The 15,414-nt window shown below is 44.5% G+C and carries 15 protein-coding genes; 6 read left to right on the top strand and 9 right to left on the bottom strand.

What is annotated here, in order from left to right:
* Positions 1 to 191 precede the first annotated feature (191 nt).
* The gene (chrA, locus tag ACFPIB_RS17325) at positions 192 to 1,331 is read left to right on the top strand and encodes a chromate efflux transporter (protein ID WP_378018737.1); all 1,140 of its coding nucleotides are present in this window, start codon (positions 192 to 194) and stop codon (positions 1,329 to 1,331) included.
* A 283-nt stretch (positions 1,332 to 1,614) separates the two neighbouring features.
* Here the strand turns inward: chrA and ACFPIB_RS17320 are convergent, their stop codons facing one another.
* The 5 genes from ACFPIB_RS17320 to ACFPIB_RS17300 all read right to left on the bottom strand — a co-directional run bounded on the left by ACFPIB_RS17320 (position 1,615) and on the right by ACFPIB_RS17300 (position 4,832).
* Positions 1,615 to 2,025 (bottom strand): hypothetical protein, encoded by a 411-nt coding sequence (locus ACFPIB_RS17320; protein ID WP_378018736.1) that lies wholly within the window; start codon positions 2,023 to 2,025, stop codon positions 1,615 to 1,617.
* A 320-nt stretch (positions 2,026 to 2,345) separates the two neighbouring features.
* The gene (locus ACFPIB_RS17315) at positions 2,346 to 2,483 is read right to left on the bottom strand and encodes a hypothetical protein (protein ID WP_378018735.1); all 138 of its coding nucleotides are present in this window, start codon (positions 2,481 to 2,483) and stop codon (positions 2,346 to 2,348) included.
* Between the two features lie 126 nt (positions 2,484 to 2,609).
* The gene (locus ACFPIB_RS17310) at positions 2,610 to 3,017 is read right to left on the bottom strand and encodes a hypothetical protein (RefSeq protein ID WP_378018734.1); all 408 of its coding nucleotides are present in this window, start codon (positions 3,015 to 3,017) and stop codon (positions 2,610 to 2,612) included.
* Positions 3,018 to 3,065: 48 nt separating this feature from the next.
* Positions 3,066 to 3,881, bottom strand: coding sequence for an alpha/beta fold hydrolase (locus tag ACFPIB_RS17305; RefSeq protein ID WP_378018733.1), 816 nt, complete (start codon positions 3,879 to 3,881; stop codon positions 3,066 to 3,068).
* A 258-nt stretch (positions 3,882 to 4,139) separates the two neighbouring features.
* Positions 4,140 to 4,832, bottom strand: a complete 693-nt coding sequence (locus tag ACFPIB_RS17300) for a hypothetical protein (protein WP_378018732.1) — start codon at positions 4,830 to 4,832, stop codon at positions 4,140 to 4,142.
* Positions 4,833 to 5,069: 237 nt separating this feature from the next.
* Here ACFPIB_RS17300 and ACFPIB_RS17295 point away from each other — a divergent pair, with 237 nt between their 5' ends.
* From ACFPIB_RS17295 to ACFPIB_RS17280, 4 genes are all read left to right on the top strand, one after another.
* Positions 5,070 to 5,906, top strand: a complete 837-nt coding sequence (locus ACFPIB_RS17295; protein ID WP_378018731.1) for a phosphatase PAP2 family protein — start codon at positions 5,070 to 5,072, stop codon at positions 5,904 to 5,906.
* A gap of 272 nt (positions 5,907 to 6,178) precedes the next feature.
* Positions 6,179 to 7,120 (top strand): Ig-like domain-containing protein, encoded by a 942-nt coding sequence (locus ACFPIB_RS17290; protein ID WP_378018730.1) that lies wholly within the window; start codon positions 6,179 to 6,181, stop codon positions 7,118 to 7,120.
* A 67-nt stretch (positions 7,121 to 7,187) separates the two neighbouring features.
* Positions 7,188 to 7,733, top strand: coding sequence for an RNA polymerase sigma factor (locus tag ACFPIB_RS17285; protein ID WP_378018729.1), 546 nt, complete (start codon positions 7,188 to 7,190; stop codon positions 7,731 to 7,733).
* Positions 7,723 to 9,348 (top strand): hypothetical protein, encoded by a 1,626-nt coding sequence (locus tag ACFPIB_RS17280; protein ID WP_378018728.1) that lies wholly within the window; start codon positions 7,723 to 7,725, stop codon positions 9,346 to 9,348. The genes ACFPIB_RS17285 and ACFPIB_RS17280 overlap by 11 nt, the downstream gene beginning before the upstream one ends.
* 248 nt (positions 9,349 to 9,596) lie before the next feature.
* Here the strand turns inward: ACFPIB_RS17280 and ACFPIB_RS17275 are convergent, their stop codons facing one another.
* The gene (locus ACFPIB_RS17275) at positions 9,597 to 12,017 is read right to left on the bottom strand and encodes a heavy metal translocating P-type ATPase (protein ID WP_378018727.1); all 2,421 of its coding nucleotides are present in this window, start codon (positions 12,015 to 12,017) and stop codon (positions 9,597 to 9,599) included.
* A 238-nt stretch (positions 12,018 to 12,255) separates the two neighbouring features.
* Between ACFPIB_RS17275 and ACFPIB_RS17270 the strand changes: the two genes are divergently transcribed.
* Positions 12,256 to 12,666 carry a group III truncated hemoglobin gene (locus tag ACFPIB_RS17270; protein WP_378018726.1) on the top strand — a complete coding sequence of 137 codons (411 nt, stop codon included), beginning with the start codon at positions 12,256 to 12,258 and terminating at the stop codon, positions 12,664 to 12,666.
* 60 nt (positions 12,667 to 12,726) lie between these two features.
* On the opposite strand, the gene ACFPIB_RS17265 is transcribed toward ACFPIB_RS17270, so the two are convergent.
* From ACFPIB_RS17265 to ACFPIB_RS17255, 3 genes are all read right to left on the bottom strand, one after another.
* Positions 12,727 to 13,506: an SDR family NAD(P)-dependent oxidoreductase gene (locus ACFPIB_RS17265; protein WP_378018725.1), complete on the bottom strand. Its 780-nt coding sequence runs from the start codon at positions 13,504 to 13,506 to the stop codon at positions 12,727 to 12,729.
* Between the two features lie 324 nt (positions 13,507 to 13,830).
* Positions 13,831 to 14,151: a 2Fe-2S iron-sulfur cluster-binding protein gene (locus ACFPIB_RS17260; protein ID WP_378018724.1), complete on the bottom strand. Its 321-nt coding sequence runs from the start codon at positions 14,149 to 14,151 to the stop codon at positions 13,831 to 13,833.
* A gap of 1 nt (position 14,152) precedes the next feature.
* The gene (locus ACFPIB_RS17255; protein WP_378018723.1) at positions 14,153 to 15,163 is read right to left on the bottom strand and encodes an NAD(P)/FAD-dependent oxidoreductase; all 1,011 of its coding nucleotides are present in this window, start codon (positions 15,161 to 15,163) and stop codon (positions 14,153 to 14,155) included.
* Positions 15,164 to 15,414 lie beyond the last annotated feature (251 nt).

Here is a 15,414-nt window from a genome sequence, read left to right as displayed (position 1 = left end):
CTGCATGCAAGGCGTCTGAATAAAGATTATGAGAAGAACAGAATGAACAGCCAATCGATGGTATATATAGCAATGATCTCAGTAATGCTTAAACGTTGCTAATGGCTTTTAAAACAGTTTCTAAGAATTAGCCGTTGCACTGGAACGTATCTACATTACATTTGCAAAACATTAATCCACTAAAAAAATCCATGACTGAAAACAAGAAAGGCAACTTAACCGAAATTGCCGGGCTTTTCCTGAAACTTGGCGCTATTTCTTTTGGTGGCCCGGCAGCGCATATTGCCATGATGGAAGATGAAGTGGTGAAGAAACGGCAGTGGATTAGCCAGGCGCATTTTCTGGATCTGATCGGGGCTACGAATTTAATTCCCGGTCCTAATTCTACAGAAATGACCATGCATTGCGGGCACGAAAGAGCTGGTTGGGCGGGTTTGATCGTAGCAGGTTTGTCATTTATTTTGCCGGCAGTGCTTATTACCATGGGGTTTGCCTGGCTTTACAGCGCATACGGGCAGCTTCCGGAAGTGGCGCCTTTTATTTATGGCATAAAACCGGCGGTTATTGCTATTATACTTTCGGCGGTAATTTCGCTGGGGCAAAAGGCTTTGAAAAATCTGGAGCTGGGCGTTTTGGGGACTATAACGCTGGTAATTTGTTTATTCGGCGTAAATGAAATTGTGGCGCTTTTCAGTTGTGGTGTAGTTGGTATTTTGCTTTATTTTATCAAAAGCTTTCGAAAAACTGCTCCAGCCATTTCCCCACTTTTATTACTGCAAACGGCCGGAGAAGAATTCCAGATCAGTAATTTCAAAATATTGCTGAGTTTTCTGAAAGTGGGTGCCTTGCTTTATGGCAGCGGGTATGTGCTGTTCGCTTTTCTGGATGCTGAACTGGTAAGCAAAGGGCTGCTCACGCGAAAGGAACTGATAGATGCAGTGGCAGTTGGCCAGTTCACGCCCGGACCGGTACTTTCTACGGCTACTTTTATTGGCTGGCAACTGGGTGGTTTTTGGGGAGCTTTGGCGGCAACGATTGGTATTTTCCTGCCTTCGTTCTTATTTGTGGCTATGCTGAATCCGCTTATTCCCAGGCTACGGAAATCTCCGATACTTTCGGCCTTTCTGGATGCGGTGAATGTAGCTTCGGTGGCAGTAATTCTGGCGGTAATGGTAGAAATGAGCCGCGATACGTTAACCGACTGGCGCGCTATATTAATTGCTGTTATCAGCTTTGTGGTGGTGTTTTATTTCAAAAAACTGAACAGTGCTTTTATTGTAATTGGCGGAGCGATGCTAGGTTATGTATTAACGTTCATTCCGCAAGTTTAGGCGCAGCCGGAACTTGTGGATTAAATTCTGGTAAGTTTGCAACTTACCTTGCCTGCAAGGCAACCAAAGCTGCTGGCTATGAAAACGATAGGGTTTTAGGAAGAAAAAGTCGTTGATAAAAAATCACCATGCTTCCGCCTTTACTGTCTGGCTAAATAAAAATCTCACAAGTTGCAGCTAAACTTGCGAGATATTCCATCAAAGCAAAACCTCACCCCTCCCGGCACTTTTTCAGCTTAAAACCATAGCGATTCTTAATTGCTAAAACCGGCTTAAGATGCTTCTAAACCGACAGCAACCACGCTTCGGCATCTTTATCTTCTTCAAACGTGCGGATCTCGAAATTGCCGTCTATGCGGGGTAGCAGGCTTTCGATGGTCATGGCGGCGTAATAACTGGAAGGAACTACCTGGGCCAGGTAACGTAAACCGGCTTCACGCACGCCAGGCGCCCATTCGTTTTCAGCCCATTCCAGCGCCAGATCCCAGGAGCCGATCACGTTTTTGTTGCTGTTGAGCAATTTGCTGCAGCCGCTTTCCTTTATCATTTCCAGAATTTTGTTGCCGCCTTCCATCACGGTTTCTACCGATTGCACGCCCGACCATTGCGCATTTATAAAAGCATCATCTGCCATGAGTTCTAAACGTAAATATTCTTCGCCGAAAACTTTCTTTAATACTACTATTCTTTCCATGGGTAATTATTGCTCGTTTTAAGCGTGAATGTGTGATTTACAGAATATTTATTTGAGTGAAAACTGACGTAGCCAATTCTCGGCGTCGGCGCGGTTTGCGAACCGCTTTACCTCAAATGCTTTTATGTTGGCGTCGAAGGAAGAAGCGGATAAATCGGCAAAAGATTCCGGAGAGGAGATAAGGGCTAAATACCGGATACCTGTGCTGGCTGCCCGCGGCGCCCATTCGTTCAGTACCCAGTCCAGGGAATGGTTCCAGCTACCTACTAACTGGGTAGTATCGTTTAAAACGCAGTTAAAACCATTTTCTTTTACCGCCTTTAATATGCTCCCGCGCCCGCTTTAATACTCTCTTCGGTCTGGTAACCGAGCCAGTTCGTAGCGATCCAGCGGTTTTTCTGGTCTACCGTTATGGTTATAAAAACCTTCCCGAAAGCGTTCTTCAGTTCCTGTGTCATTTACGCGGCTGGAAAATGCGTTAGTTATTTTGAATGAATATGAATGTGTTCCTTTTGGTTACGCGGATCAGTTTGTTAGGTTGAAAACGGTTAAGCCTGGCAACAATCCTGAAATGCAAAATTGTTTTAAGCGGAAAGCAACCATTCGGCCGCTTCCTGGTCCGTTTCAAAGGTCTGGACCTGCAGGTGTTTTTCTGCGCTTTGCAGAAAATACTGAACGGCGCGTTTGCCGTAAATGCCCGGTGCCAGCACGTGCGCAAAATTTTTAACGCCCAGCAAACGGGCTTTGGGTGCCCAAGTATTGCCTAGAAAAAGTGCGCCTTCATCCCAGGGACCGATCAGTTCTTTGTTGCTGTTTAGAATGGCAAAAGCAGGGCACTGCCGAAGCATGGCGAGTATCTGATTGGCACCCATCATGATAGTTTCCAGACTTTGCAGGCCCACCCAATTCACCAGAATATAGGAATTTCCGGCTTCGCGCGTTGCCTCAAAAAATACATCGCCGTTGGTTTTCCTTAATTCTGTTCTATCCATTTTCTCTGAAAGTGCCCGGTTTGTTTTCTGGTAAATCGGGCTGACTTTTTAGGCGTTTTTCCCTACCGTTTCGGCATGCAGAAAATCTTGTATGGCTTTAATGGTTTCTTTAGGGGCACTTAAGTTCGGGCAATGACCGGTAGCTTCTAAAACCACCATTTCGCTGTCGGCAATATTAGCTTTCAGGTACTCGCCTACTTCCATGGGCGCGATCACATCTTCTTTGCATTGCAGGATCAGCGATTTCGTCCGGAGTTTTTTCAGGTCTTCGCGGTTATCGGAAAGAAATGTTAGATAGGCGAAATTTTTAGCGAATTCCGGATGGCTGCGGCAGAAACTGGCGGCCAGTTCTTCGCTAAGTTCGGGTTTATCGGCGTGGCCCATAATTACCGGCGCAATGGCCGCGGCCCAAGCCAGGTAATTACTATCCAACGATTCGAGCAAACCATTTATATCTTCCCTGGAAAAGCCGCCGGTGTAACCAATTTCGTTTATATAACGCGGCGACGGCCCAACGAGGATGAGTTTTTGAAATAGTTTCGGTTTTTTAATTGCCGCTAAAACGCCGATCATGGCGCTTACCGAATGGCCTACAAAGATCACATCTTTCAGGTTCAGCGTTTCGCAGATTTCTATAATATCGTCGGCGTAAGCTTGCAGGGAACCGTATTTTTTTGGCGTGTATCCGGAAATATCGGAATTGCCGAAACCTACGTGATCGAAAAGCACAATTTTGTAATCTTCTTCGAAAGCTGGCGTGATAAAGCGCCACATGTTCTGGTCGCAGCCGTAGCCATGGGCAAAAAGCATTGGAATTTGCCCTTTGCCACGCACTTGCACATTATTTCGTTTTAATACATCCATAATTTTAAGCGATAAACAGGCATTCAAATTTTAAAACCCGCTGCAAGTTTAAGAGAATATTATTAAAAACCTTAATCCTCATTTTTTCGTAAGGCCTTGTTTCCCACAAAAATCTGTATTTTTTTCAGCCATAACAGCTTTTTAATTTAAATGGCGTTGTGAGTTTTTCGCGGTTCTTCCCTACCATTTCTTTAAAACAAAAAAGCACTCACAAATCCGTAAGTGCTTTTCTTCTTAACAAATATAGGAAATATATCTCTAATTCTCTCCTACCGGTTCCAGGCAATTCACCGAAACTACCTGCGGACTCCAGGCCATAGAATCTAAAGGCATGGCAGCGCAGGTATTTATGTTGATGTAGCGGTTGTCGCGGGCCATAGGTGTGAAACCAATTTTGTAGCGGGCGCCTTCCACCAGCGTTTGTGTAGCGGTATTATTCTGCCAAGGCTGTAAATAATGGCCGTTATGTAGCTGCAGCCAGGTATTGCCCCAGGCACCCAGGCTGCAATTTACGTTGCGGGCCGTTACATACGTATCGCAGTATACAGTTGGAACTTCCATCGGCGTCATGCAAAGTATCCTGATCGCTTTTCCCGTTGGTGGCAGTGCCAGGCAGACCACTTGCTTGTCGTAGCGGTTATCGCGTTTCATAATTTCATAGCCGATCGTGTAGCGCTGTCCCGGTTCTACACTAGTAATGTTTGTCTGATTTTCAAAAGGCTGCAGCCATTCGCCATTCGGCAACTTAAACCAGCGGCTTTGAAAAGCGCCGCTTGCGCAGCCGGCCGATTCTACAGTTACTTCGGTGGTACAAGCCTGATTTCCGGGAGCCGGGTCGTCGGTGCAGGATCTTTCGCAACCGGTAGAAACAGCAGCCAGGAACAAAGCCGGCAACAGAAAACTGCGGCGCAGCTTTGGAAGAAAGTTTCGTTTCAAAATATCTTTTTTCATAATTTTAAGGCAGTTTATAATTCAGGTTTGAAGAGGCTGCTGCAGCCAGCGCTGTTCGTTTCTTTTTATAAGATTCAATTGGAGTGAAATCTGTTGCAGCGCCTTGCAGAATTTTCTGGGAAATATTTTAAGAAGCAATTTTGAGCTTAAAACCCTAGCGTTTTTACCTGGCTACGCAGATAAATCTATTTAATCTTTACCTACGTTTAAGAAACCGGAATTCCGAAACGCTTTTCTATGACACAATTTTACCGTTATTGCCTGCTGGCTTTATTTTCCACGATCTTATTTCCGAACTTTTCGCTGGCACAGCAAACCGATACATTGCAAAAATACCAGGACCCGGTTTCGGAAGTAAAACCGAAACAGCCCTTTTACAAATCGAAGGTTTTTAAAGCTACCATTGTGCCGGCAGTATTGATCGGTTATGGCGTAAGCACCATTAAAGACAACGGTTTTTACAGTTCCTACGATGCCCGCGAAGACATTCAGCGCAATTTTCCAAATTTTGATACCTGGCTCGATGATGCTTTTCTGATTGCACCTTACGTAGAACTGGCCATTGCCAATTTAGCAAACCAACGCTCCAATAATGACTTGCTGAACACCACCATTGTAATTCTGAAAGCGGAAGCGATTTTTGGCGCAACTGTTTACGGCCTGAAACATATTACGAACCAGGAAAGACCCAACGGCGAAGACTTCGAATCTTTACCTTCCGGGCACACTGCACAGGCTTTTCTGGCAGCTTCCATTCTGCACACCGAAATGAAACACCGCAGTAACTGGTATGGCGTAGGCGCTTATGGAATTGCTACCAGCGTTGCTGCGTTCCGGATGTTAAAAGACAAACACTGGCAAAGTGATGTATTTGTTGGAGCCGGCATTGGTATTTTATCGTCACACGCGGCTTATTTATCGCACCGCAACCGCTGGGGACGCAAACCAACTATTGTAATGGCGCCAACTTATTTATATGGCGTGCCGGGAATTACAGTTGCGTTTAATTTCGATAAAATGAATCATAAGAAAGTACCAAACGCTTTCGGGCAGAGAAAAACCGCCACTTTTTAACCCCTAAACCCTACCGTTTTTCAAATTTTTAAGCTTATAACTTTTGCGTGAATAATTACAGGCACCTTTTGAAAGGTGCCTTTTTTATTTCCGGAGCAGGCTCTTTTATTGGTATTGTTGTTAAGTAGGGAATCAAAAGGCTTTCGGAAATCCCGCTTTTCTCTGTTATATTGCCTTTTAATATTTTTTATCAAACCCAAGCAGCGTTTTGGCCAAACGGTGTGTCTTGGTACTGAAGCTTGCGCTTCGCTCCTGTTAATTTAAATTTTGCAATGAAAAACCAATCGCTGTTCAACTACTTCGCCGGGATTTTTGCCATCGTTTTTCTACTAAGCGGCTGCGATAAGTTTGAAGAAGATACTGCTCCACTTCTGGCTTCGACCTTGGTGGTTCGCAACGATTTTTATACCACTACAAAAAACCAGGCCATCCAATTACATGTACTTGCCAACGATACCATATCCGGGCAAACTACGGTAGAATTCGGTAAGCCGATGCATGGTACCATACAGCCTACCGGCACGCCGGGCAGCGTTTTTTACCAGCCAGAAACCAATTTTGTAGGCCGCGATTCGGTAAATTATAAAGTCTGCATCGGCCCGAATTGCATTTCAGCCAGCGTGATCATTACGGTTCAAGCCGATTCGACTGGCAACCCATGCACTGTTTTTGTCGCCGATGATACCGTTTCGGTTTATGCGAACCAAAGTTCCGTTATTAATATCCTGCAGAACGATATTACCTGCAATAAAATCCCGGTTATCATTAGCCGGCCAGATTCCGGATTAGCAACCCTGAACAGCAATCACCAACTTGTTTACACCCCGCAAGCCAATTTTACCGGAACAGATGTGCTTTGGTATTCTATTGGTTCATCAATGGCTAAAGTAACGATCAGAGTTAAACCAGCTGTTCCAAACTGCACGCTCACGGCTAATCCAGATGTGGTAAATTTGCTGCACAACCAAGTGGTAGATTCGGTGGCAATAAATGTAGCGGCCAACGATATCTGGTGTACCAACGCTCCAACTATTTCCATCCATTTTATTAACCAAAGCAGTTATGGCAGTTTGCAGGTTATCGGTTCAGGAACCAATTCCAGAATTGTGTATATGACCTCTACGCCGCTGCATAATATTACCGATAGTTTCCAGTACAGCATTTGCCAGGGCACCAACTGCAGTACCTCTACGGTAACGGTAAACATTCAGTAAAATCGGCGGCCGCTGGCCTTCGCTTTTTACCAAACAAGACACTCCGGAAACAAACCAACCTACGCATTTGCTTACAGAACAGGAAATAATCGAAGGCTGCAAAAAAGGCAAACCCGCCTGCCAGGAAGCGCTTTACCGGCTTTACGGCAAGCGCATGAAAGGTATTTGCCTGCGCTATTCTAAAACCGATTTCGAAGCAGATGATATTTTCCAGGATGCTTTTGTTTCGGTTTTCAAGAATATTCATACTTACCGCGACGGTGCTTTCGGCAGCTGGATCCGCAGAATTTTTGTAAATGCCGCAATCAATAATTACCGGAGAAACGTCAAACATTATAACCACCAGGACAGTCATGAACTGGAAGTTTCGGACGAAACCCAAACCAACGGACTGGATGAATTAAGCGCCCAGGAATTGATGGCCTTGATAAACGAATTGCCGGAAGGCTACAAAGTAGTTTTTAACCTGAACGTGGTTGAAGGTTACAGCCACGCCGAAATTGCCGACATGCTGGGCATTGCGGAAGCTACTTCGCGTTCACAATTGGCGCGGGCGAAAACAATGCTGAAAAAAAAGTTAGAAAAAATAAATTCCTGTAAATATGCGAGTTGATAACGATTGGGAAGAAGGGATCGGGAAAAAGCTTTACGATTTTGAAGGCGAGCTTTCGCCGCAGGATTGGGCCAACATTAACCAGCGACTGAAACCGCGCCGGAATTATCGTTATTTCTGGTTACCGGCGTTGCTGTTTTTCCTGGTGCTGCCAACTGCTTTGTACTTTTCAGATTCGTTGAGCTGGCTTAATTCTGAAGAGCAGAACCTGGCCCAGAATTCCACTGATCCTGTTTCCGAAAACATCAAAAACGAAGCTTCAAAAACGGTATCGGTTCAGGGCGAAAAACCCGAAATTAAGGAAACTGTAAATTCACCAGCGGCTGCAGAAAACGGTATGGTTTCAGGCCTAAAAACTCATGAAACAATTACGAAAGATGTAGCGCCGATTTCGAAAGGAAACTCAGAAAATATACAGACGAATTCCGGAAACGAATCAGGTAAGAACCTGCTTGCCGGCGGTTTAATAACTACCAACCGACCTTCCAGAAACGTTGCAATAATGGAGAAAAACGAGCGAACGGAAGTTGAAAGCAAGGAACGAACATCTACTGGTTCGCAAAATATAGCGGCCCGTTCCGGCAACCAGCAAGCCGGCACTTTGGCGTTTCATAAAGTTGAGGAAGTACACGCTGATAAAGCAACTAAACCGAATGTTTCTTCTGAAATTCAAAATGCAAAAACGGTAGGGTTTAGCAGCGAAAAACTCGAAAACACTTTCGTTAGTGTTGCTGCGGAAAATAATTCTGATGTAAAAGAAAATGCAGAAATCTTAAATGCAAATGAAGCAATAAACGCAAATGAAATTGCCGGGCTTGAGCTTAAAACAACAGCAATCGCAAAAGCATTTTCAGCAATAGATTTCCCGAAAACACTACCCGATTCGTTAAAAAAATACCTGATCGCCACGTTACCGCAACCAGAAAACCAGTACGAAAACAACGATAAAAAGCAGGATAAAAATAGTGCCTCGAAATGGGCTTTTTCCGTTTATGGCATGCCGCATTATACGTTCCAGCGGGTATTGCCAAATCAACAGGATAACATTAGTATTCTGAAACTGCAAAACAAAAATGCCTTCGAATCGGAACGGTTTGGTTATGAATTTGGCCTTCGGGCTTATTACCAGTTACGAAAAAACCTGCAACTGAACGTTGGTATCCAGGCCGCCCGAATAAATCAGCATCTGCGTTTGCAAACCGTAAACCTCCAACCCGATTCGGTAGTTACCGAGCTGCAAAGCAACAGCGTTTCTATGCAGCTTTATCATACGCAACGCCAGCAAGAACACTTATTCCGGTATTATTTTGGCGGCATTTTTACGGGCCTGAATCTATGCTTATCTGAAAAACTGGATATGGCCGGTGGCGTGGGAATGAACTGGTTACTACAAACCAAATCTACCAGAGAAGGCACCGCCATTCCAACATCAGCTTTTAACCCATACCTGAATCTGAGTTTCCAATACAAACAGCCATTGAGCGAAAACCTGACTTTAACGGCTGGTCCGGCCATGCAATACTACTTAAAACCAGTACAGGATAAACAGGCATTTGTGGGTGTAAAACCAACTACGATCGGGTTTTCAGTGGGCTTAAAATTCAAGCCATTTTAAGTTTTTGCTTACAGATTGTTTAATTGTTGAAATCAAAAAGCCCCTTCTTTGAAGGGGCTTTTTATTTATGAAAAACAGGAATTTATAAGCTTATTATCTTTTAAAAACTATTCTCATTCAGTATTCCTGAACCTGCCAATGAACTATTGTATTTGAGCAATGTAATAAATTTATTTCCGCAGTCTGGTATTCTATAATCACATTCAATTCTCATGAAAACCAACTGTTAATTTTCAGTTAAAGCTTCATCACGTTACCGCCAGTTTCTCCGGCTTATTTAGCTTCATTTTATTGGCTGCGATCTGTACCGAAATAGTTGCAAAAACAATTACGCTAATGGTACTGATCGGCATTAATATAGCCGAAACGATCGGGGTAAATTCGCCCATAACCGCCATGGTTAAACCAATGATATTGTAGATGAAACTCACCCCGAAACTGGCCAGAATAATGCGCATGTTCAGTTTCGAGAATTTCAGAAACGTACCCAGTAACCAGAAATTCTTTGCTTCCAGAATGCCATCGCAGCTTGGGCTGAAACCGCTTACTTTATCGGTTAAGGCAATACCGGCATCGGCTTGCTTCAGCGCGCCGGCATCGTTTAAACCATCGCCGATCATGATCACTTTGTGGCCCTTGTCTTTTAACTGCTGAATGTATTCGAGTTTTTGTACCGGGCTCTGGTTAAAATTCAGTTCTGCATCCGGACCAAAAATGCTTTTTAAACGTTCGCGTTCACTGTCGTTATCGCCGCTGAGTACCGCTAGTTTTTTTACTTTTTGCAGCGATTTCAATACCGTTTCCAAGCCATTACGGTACTTGTTCATGAACACATAATAGCCGGAAACATTGCCGTTGAAACTGATGTAGACGCGGGTTTCTGTTTGCGGCCCGGGTTCAGCATTGGTAAAACCGGCCGAACCGATCTTTACTTTCACGTCTTTTACTTCCGCTTCAATGCCTTTGCCCGGAATTTCCACAAAATTTAAAACAGGCAGCGCTGTAGTTTTATACTGGTTGTAAATGCGCTGGCTTAAAGGGTGGGTTGAATGTTTTAATACCGATCTTAAAAGCACTTGTTCCTCCGGTGAAAGTTCCGTTCCGAAGTAATTGATTTCAGACTGGTCGGTTTCAGTTAGCGTACCGGTTTTGTCGAATACAATGGTATCGGCTTTGGCCATTTCTTCTACCACACTCAGGTTTTTCAGATAGAATTTATTCTTCCCGAAAATGCGCAAAGCACTTCCCAACGTAAACGGCGTAGCCAGCGATAGCGCACACGGACAAGCAATTACCAGCACCGAGGTAAAAGCTTTTATGGCCATATCGGTATTGCGCGGCACCCAGTAAACCAGCGCGCCGGCCGCAATTAAAAGTGTAACCGAAATAAAATACTTTCCAACCGCATGCGCGTATGTTTCGAAATTGGTTTCGTCTTTTTTCCTGAAAACGCTACTGTTCCAGAGTTGCGTTAAATAGCCCTGGCTCACTTCTTTTACTACTTCCAGCTCAATGCTCTCTCCTACCTGGCGACCACCGGCGTAAATAATTTCACCGGCTACTTTTGCTACCGGCACCGATTCACCAGAAACAAAACTGTAATCGATATTGGCAATTCCTTTCATTAAGATCGCATCGGCGGGAATCAGTTCGTGGTTGCGGATGAGTAAACGCTGGCCGGTTTTCAGTTCTTTTACCGGCACATAAGTTTCCTGATTGTTGCGCAAAACGGTTACCGAAATGGGGAAGTAAGAAGTATAATCGCGGTCGAAGGAAAGAGAATCGTAGGTTTTCTGCTGAAAATATTTCCCGATGAGCATGAAGAATACCAGGCCGGTGAACGAATCGAGAAAGCCTGGTCCTTTGACCGTTACAATGTCGTAAATGCTAACCGTAAACAACGAAGCCAGCCCAATAGCAATTGGCAGATCGAGGTTTACCATTTTCTGTTTTAAGCCCTGCAACGCGGAAACGAAAAAACCGCGCGCGCTCCAGAACAGAACGGGCAAAGCCAGCACGATATTCAGATAGGAGAAAAAACTGCCCAGGCTCTTTTCCAGCTCACCGGTTACGGACAAATATTCCGGAAAACTGAGCAACATGATATTCGAAAAACAGAAACCCGCCAGGCCTAATTTATAAGCAATCTGGTAACTTTTGGGCTGTACTTTTGCGTGTGTATCGGCTAAGGTAATGTTTGGTTCGTAGCCGACATCAGCCAGAAGTTTTACAATTTTGCGCAGGCTGGTTTGCCCGTGCTCAAAGGTTACGGCCAGTTCTTTTCGCAGAAAATTTACTTTGGAATCGGTTACGCCGGCATCAAGTTTGTGTAGATTTTCGAGCAGCCAGATACAGGAACTGCAGTGCATTTGCGGAATATAGAACGTAATTTTGCTGATCTGAGAATTCTGAAAATCGAGCAGTTGGTTAATAACAGAAACATCGTCCAGATACGCAAGCCGCGATTCGGCTACCGGATCTTTTACGGTATTGCCGGGCCGGTCTTCAATAGAATAATACGTGCAAAGATTATTGTTATCGAGTATTTCGTAAACCACTTTACAGCCCTCACAGCAAAACGCTTTTTCGTGGGCCAGAATTGGTTTATCGTCACAATCTTCCCCGCAATGGTAGCAGGTTTTTAAATCAACTGAAGGTGCGGCTTCCATCTGATTCTTTGGTTTTAAGTTCTTTACAAAATTACTGCCGCCGGGTATGCTTAAATATGATGAAAGTCAGCATCCGTTCTGATTCCCGTCATCTGTTAAATTGATTTTAAAAACCTACTTTTGCAACGTGGGAAACCGGATAATTGAATGTTTCGACTGTTAAAACCGTTAAGAAACTACAAGCTTTCAGCCTGAACGTTAGACTTATAACCAGAAAAAAATAACTGAATACACCTTTATGAATACTGAAAAACCAGATATCCGGACGGAAGAAGATATTAAGCGAATGGTAGATGCTTTTTACGATCTGGTAAACCAGGATGATATGTTGTCGCCGGTTTTTAACGGACATGCGCACGTAAATTGGGAAACGCATTTGCCCATTATGTATAAATTCTGGAGTTCTATATTATTAGGCAGTTCCACGTATAACGGTCAGCCCTTTCCTAAACACGCTTTTTTACCGGTAGAAAAAGGGCATTTTGACCGCTGGATGGAATTGTTCGTGAAAAATATTGATGATCTTTTTGAAGGACAAATTGCCGAAATGAGTAAAGCTCGGGCTATTAATATGGCACGCGTTTTCCAGCTAAAAATGGGGTTGATACCGCGCGGCGATAATCCGTTTTACCTGGTTGAGAAAAAGTAAAGCTTCTATCTGATTAAGAATTTATGCCTTCCGGAACTGCGTTTTCGGGAGGCTTCTTTTTTATTTGTAGATCATTTTCACCGTCATGCCGCCGTCTATAATTAAGCTTTGGCCGGTAATAAACCCTGCATTTTCAGAACACAAAAACAAGGCGGCTTCAGCAATATCCTCCGGCATACCAACTCTGCCAACCGGATGTTGTTCTTTATCGGCTTTGCTATGTTTCGGTTCGTAACGTTTGCTTGCTTTTTCCCAGGGACCGGTTTCGATCCAGCCCGGCGCAATGGCATTTACCCGAATTCTTTTCTCAGCTAAGCTGATGGCTAAACTATGCGTGAGTGCTTCCAAACCGCCTTTTGAGGCAGAATAACTAAAGGTATCCGGCTCCGACATAAATGCTCTTGTAGAAGTTATATTCAGCACCGCCGGCGCATTACTTTTCTCCAGAAGCGGCAAGGCGTATTTGGTGCAAAGCAGCGGTCCGCGCAAATTTACCGCCAATACTCTGTCAAAATCCGAAGCCAACAATTCTTCCAGCGGAACGGGTTTCTGAAAGCCGGTACCGGCATTGTTTACCAGCACATAGAGTTTTTTGTGCGTTTTCCCTACCGTTTTAAACAAATCCACGATCTGGTTTTCCAGGCTTACGTCGCATAATTCGAATTGTACTTTTAACTTTTCCTGCGTCAGTTTTTCGAGCGCTTCCGCGCCGGCTTCCTGATCGCAATCGACAATAATTACGGTAGCGCCCTCCCGTGCAAATGTCTTTACCATGCCTAAACCAATGCCTTGCGCACCACCCGTTATCAGCACTATTTTGTCTTTATAACCTTCAGCCATATTGTATAATTTCTGAAAGTTCTGCTTACGACAGTTCCAATTTACTGTTCAGAGTTTTCAGGCCTAAAACCATAGCGTTTTGAACAAATGACTTTATGCGTTATTTTATGTCCCCCTTTGGAGGGGGTAGGGGGAGGACTCTACGCATTTCTGAATTCCAATATTTAAATAATGTAAAATCCTCCCCCCCCTCCAAAGGGGGGCTTTTCCTTAGTTGCGGAAGTTCGACTAAATAAAAAACTCCTCTCTAAAATTATAGCGCAGCGGTTTTACTGTACACTATAATTTCAGAAAGGAGTTTTCAGATCGTAATTAATCTACCTGCTAATCTTCGGCAGCAATTCTAACGGTCAGGCCTTCCATTTCTGGCGTTAATTTTATCTGGCAGGAAAGGCGGCTGCGCGAAGTGGAAGTTGGCAGACTTTCCAGCATGTAAGCTTCATCATCAGATGGCTCGTTTAGTTCAGGGCCTTCCAGCACCTCTACGTGGCAGGTGGCGCATAAAGCCATGCCGCCACAGGTTGCCTGGATCGGGTATTCGTTCGCTTTCAGCACTTCCATCAGGCTCAGGCCCATGTCGGTTGGGGCGGTAATTTCGGTACGTTCGCCGTTGGGTTCTTTTACGGCAATTCTGATATCGCTCATATTATAAGGTCGGCACGCCGTTTACGGTTGTGTATTTTAAAACGTATTTCTTATCTGGGTTGATAATGCTGTACGCACTTTGCGCCATTAAAGCCGCTTCGTGGAAACCGCACAAGATCAGTTTCAGTTTGCCCGGATAGGTGTTGATGTCGCCGATGGCAAAAACGCCCGGCACGTTGGTACTGTAATCGAAGGTATTTACTACAATAGCGCCTTTTTCAATCTCCAGTCCCCAGTTCTCGATCGGGCCTAACTTCGGCACCAGACCAAACAGCGGAATGAAATAATCGGCTTCAATATCGATGGTGCTTTCGTCTTCCGACTGTACAGTTACTTTTTCGAGTTTTCCATTACCATTCAACGCAACCGCATTCGATTTTAAAAGCAAACGCATCTGGCCTTCTTCGGTAAGCGTAACCACTTTTTCCGCCGATTCAGGTGCGCCTCTGAAAGAGCTGCCGCGGTGCACCAATGTAAGTTCTGCTGCCAGACCGGAAAGGTAAATAGACCAATCCAAAGCCGAGTCGCCGCCGCCGGCAATCACCACTTTTTTACCACGGAAAACTTCCGGATCGATCACCATATAATTTACACCTTTGCCTTCGTAAAGCGCCAGGTTTTCGAGAGCAGGTTTACGGGGTTCGAAAGAACCTAAACCAGCCGCAATTACCACTACTTTACAAGCGATCTGAGTTCCGGCAACGGTTTCTACTATATAAGAGCCATCCTCCTGTTTGTGCAAATGCTCTACGCGTTCGCCTAAAGTAAAAGACGGTTTGAACGGTTCGATCTGCTTCATTAAATTATTTACCAGGTCACCGGCTAAAACCTCCGGAAAACCGGGAATGTCGTAGATCGGTTTTTTCGGATAGATCTCGGAAAGCTGGCCGCCTGGCTGGGCAATGGCATCTACCACGTGGCAACGGAGTTTTAAAAGACCGGCTTCGAAAACGGCAAAAAGCCCTACCGGTCCGGCGCCGACAATGCAAATATCGGTGGTTATCTTATTCATGCTTAAATATTTATATACTGTTTGCTGCTTTATCAGGCCTTAGTTTTCAGGCCCGAAAGGATAGCGTTATTTCCGCCGCAAAGGTACGCACCCCGGCTTTAAAAAACGCATAAAACTAAAGGCATCTTTCAAAACTGCGTAAGTCAACCGTTTTTTAGGCCGTTTTTAAATTGTATGCATGCTGACTAATAATATTTTTTCAAGCATTAATTGGAATAATTATTCATGCAGCTCTGGTTAAGATTATGTTA

Origin of the sequence: Adhaeribacter terreus, assembly GCF_042657365.1 — a bacterium.
Classification (GTDB): Bacteria; Bacteroidota; Bacteroidia; order Cytophagales; family Hymenobacteraceae; genus Adhaeribacter_A; species Adhaeribacter_A terreus.
The sequence above is the reverse complement of the archived record's forward strand: the minus strand, read 5'-3'. Positions and strand labels throughout refer to the sequence as shown.